Origin of the sequence: Halolamina salina (genome assembly GCF_042678005.1) — an archaeon.
Taxonomy (GTDB): domain Archaea; phylum Halobacteriota; class Halobacteria; order Halobacteriales; family Haloferacaceae; genus Halolamina; species Halolamina salina.
This window is the reverse complement of sequence record NZ_JBHUDH010000076.1, coordinates 1-2757: the sequence shown is the minus strand read 5'-3', so window position 1 is coordinate 2757 and position 2757 is coordinate 1. Positions and strand designations below refer to the sequence as shown.

Annotated in this window: 2 protein-coding genes and 1 pseudogene; all 3 read right to left on the bottom strand. The window is 69.9% G+C overall.

From position 1 onward, the window contains the following. Nucleotides 1-86, bottom strand: a pseudogene (locus ACFR9S_RS07925) (aminotransferase class V-fold PLP-dependent enzyme); the annotation flags it as partial. Between the two features lie 154 nt (nt 87-240). Beyond that, nucleotides 241-2034, bottom strand: coding sequence for a PAS domain-containing protein (locus ACFR9S_RS07920; protein ID WP_379731481.1), 1794 nt, complete (start codon nt 2032-2034; stop codon nt 241-243). Between the two features lie 47 nt (nt 2035-2081). Beyond that, complete coding sequence (locus tag ACFR9S_RS07915) at nt 2082-2690, bottom strand: ArsR/SmtB family transcription factor (protein ID WP_379731480.1); 609 nt, start codon at nt 2688-2690, stop codon at nt 2082-2084. Between the last annotated feature and the right edge of the window lie 67 nt (nt 2691-2757).

Sequence of the window (2757 nt, the reverse complement as noted above, 5' to 3'; positions counted from 1 at the left end):
GCGACGAGGTTGAACGCCTCGGTCGTGTTCTTGGTGAACACGATCTCCTCGCGGCCGTCGGCGCCGACGAACTCGGCCGCGCGGTCGAGCAGCCGCTCGACGTCGGCCCGGGAGAGCTGTCCCGCGGCGACGAGGTGGTCCTGACGCATCGGTGGAGAAGGGGATAGGCACGACCTTGAATCCCTCGGCTCTGGCCTCGACGCTGGTGTACACGTCGATGGGTCCGGCCGCCGGGGACCGTTACGAATCTCGAAGCGGCGGCTCGCGGTCGGCCGCGGGGAACCGCATCCGGATCAGCGGGTCGCCGTCGGCGTCGCCGAGGGTGAACTCGCCGCCGGACTGTTCGACGGCCCAGCGCAGCAGCCAGAGCTCGAGTCCCTGTAAGTGCTCCAGCGGCGTCTCCGACCGGGCCGACACCAGTTCGAGTTCCTCCGGCGGGATCGCGCCCCCGCGGTCGCGCACTTCGAGGCGGACATCAGTACCCTCCCCGACCAGCGTGATCTCCGCGGCCGGCTGGTCGGCGTCGCCGAGTTGGTAGAGGAGGTTCTGGAGTGCTGCCCGGAGCGTGGGGTTGGCGTGGACCGCGACCGAGCCCGAAGCCCGGAACTGCACGTCGGCGCCGGGGAACTCCTCGCGGAGCGCCGCCACTCCCTCGCCGACGACTGCGTCCAACTGCACCACGTCGATCGATTCCTCGGTGTTCCGGACGACGGTGTCGAACTCGCGGACCTGCTCGCTGATCGTGTACAGCTCGTCCGCGGCGTCGACGATGCGCTCGGCCGCCGTCACCGGATCGGCTTCTCCTTGGGCGATCGTCTCGGCGTACCCTCGGATGACGTTGGTCTTGTTCCGGACGTTGTGTCGCAGGATGCGGTCGAGCACCGCGAGGCGCTGTTCGTTCTGTATCTGTTCGGTGATGTCGCGCTGGAGGCCGAGGTAGTAGGACAGCTCGCCGTCGTCGTCGTGGATGGGGACGAGGTCCAGCCGGTTCCAGAACGGGGTGCCGTCCCGGCGGTAGTTGAGCAGGTCCTCCGAGGCGGGCTCGCCGGCGTCGATCGCGGCTCTGAGCCGATCGACCGTCGACTGGTCGGTGTTCTCCCCCTGCAGGAACCGACAGTTCCGGCCGAGGACCTCCCCGAGCGGGTAGCCGGTGATCCGGGTGAAGCCGGCGTTGGCGAAGATCAGCGGCTCGTCGTCGGCGCGTACGTCGGCGACGGTGATCCCGTGGTTGGCCGCCTCCACCGCACGGCCGAACAGCTGGAGCCGGTCCTCACGGCGCCGGGCGTCGGTCTGGTCGCGGACGAGCAGTTGGACCACCTCGGTGTCACGGTAGCTGACCCGGATGCCGGCGGCTTCGCCGTCGATGTGCCGGCCGTCGACGGTCTCGAACCGCACGTCGATGAACTCAGAGGCGCCCTCACCGGCGGGCGGGACCGCGTCCAGCAGCGCCGTCAGCGCGGTCTCACCCGCCTCGTCGACGAACCGGGTGACGTGCTCGCCGCGCAGTTCCGTGCTCGCCGCGTCGAACAGCTCGACCGCGGCGGCGTTGGCGTAGACGATCCGCCCGTCGTCGACCAGCAGGACCGCCTGCGGGGTGAGCTCGACCAGTTGCCGGTACTGCAGTTCGCGGTCGGCCAGCGCGACCGACGCCCGGCGGGTCGCGAGGAGGTTCTCGATCCGGCGGACGAGCGTCCCCTCGTCGACGGGGCGGCTCAGCACGTCGTCGATGAGCGGGTCGTCGATGGGGTCCTCGGACGCCGACGGTTGGGGCGGCTCGGTGTCCGCCCCGTCCAGCAACAGGTGTGGGAGGTAGGCGTCGGCGTCCCGCTTGCGCTGCCGGAGGGCGTCCTCGTACTGTTCGAGGGAGTCCCCGTCGATCAGACAGGCGTCGTACGCCGGGAGCGTCGCCGACTCCGTCGGTGTCAGCACCTCGTAGCCGCCCCCGGTTTCGAGCCGATCGCTGAGGAGATCGCGGTCACGGCCTGAAGCCATGACCAGCAACACGGTGTCGGTCCGATCCCGCGACTCGTACACGCGGCACTGTTGGGTAAACAGTCATATGAGACTACCGCCGAACGGCGCTACTCCCCCAGCAGCTCCAGCGCGATCGCGACGGTGAGCACCGCCACGCCGCCGACGAAGAACAGCAGGCCGGGCGCCGCGACCGCCTCCGCCAGCCAGGGGAGGACCGCGTCGTCGGGAAGCCCCGGCGAGGCCGGTTCGAACACGCCGCTCCCGCTGCCGACGAGTCGGACGGCGAGCAGTTGGATGGCGACGCTCACCAGCCCGATGGCGGCGACGCCGGTGGTCCAGTCCGCGAGCAGCTGCCGGAGCGTTGAGCGCTCCTCCGGGGTCGCGCCGGCGGCCAGCACGATCGGGTCGGCGGCGACGCCGTAGACGTCCATCTCGTTGCCCTTCTCGGAGTAGTCGCTGCCGACGACCTGAACGAGCCCGGCCGCTTCGAGGTTCGAGAGGTGGTAGTGGACGTTCTGGACCGAGCTGTCGAGCCGCCGCGCCAACACCGACGGCGGGGCCGGCTCCTCGTCGATCTCGCAGTACAGCGCCCGCGCGGTGTCGGAGCTCAGTGCGTCCAGCACGGCGTCGGCGTCGTCGCCGCTCACGTCGACCACTGTCGGCTCGGTTTCGCCACCGAACGACTGCGAGCCGAGCCGGGCGATCGGAGACGACATACCGGTACTGTGGGCAGCGGCCACATCAATCCCGGTGTGGCTCAAAACGTCGTTTTAGTCGGATCGG